The 506-nt window shown below is 72.1% G+C and carries 1 protein-coding gene; it reads right to left on the minus strand.

Translation table 11 applies throughout. From position 1 onward, the window contains the following. Positions 1-148: 148 nt before the first annotated feature. Positions 149-506 (minus strand): MaoC/PaaZ C-terminal domain-containing protein (locus E1265_RS36690; RefSeq protein ID WP_279571506.1); only part of this gene is annotated, 358 nt, incomplete at its 5' end.

The raw sequence follows: 506 nt of genomic DNA on the forward strand, positions 1-506 counted from the left end.
GCCCAGAACAGACCGACCCCCACCCGACACAACCTAACGAAGCACTACTAGACTCAATGCCAGTGACTTAAGGGTCGATTCGCGCGTCTGACCTGCGGGAACGTCGCCCTACGGCGCTCTCGAGAGCCATGAAGTCACCGGTTTGCATCTAGACCAGGTGCCCGACGAAGCCGCGCAGGTGGACGGGGCCGGTGTCGGCGCCGCGCAGTTCGAAGGCTCGGCCGCCGTCGCGCGGTCCGGCGCGCAGCTCGACGCGGCTCGGGAGCGGCAGCGGGGCGTGGAAGGTGACGGCCACGGTGAAGGCGTCGGGCAGCGGCTCGGCCCGGTCGAGGGCGGCGAGGCAGCGGGCCTTGGTCCACATGCCGTGCGCGATGGCGCGCCGGAAGCCGAACGGGCGGGCGGTCAGCGGGTGGAGGTGGATCGGGTTGCGGTCGCCCGAGACGGCGGCGTAGCGGCAGCCCGTGGCGGCCGGCATGGTCAGCCGCGCCAGGGTGGGCCCTGGGTGG

The organism is Streptomyces sp. 8K308 (assembly GCF_004348315.1).
GTDB lineage: Bacteria > Actinomycetota > Actinomycetes > Streptomycetales > Streptomycetaceae > Streptomyces.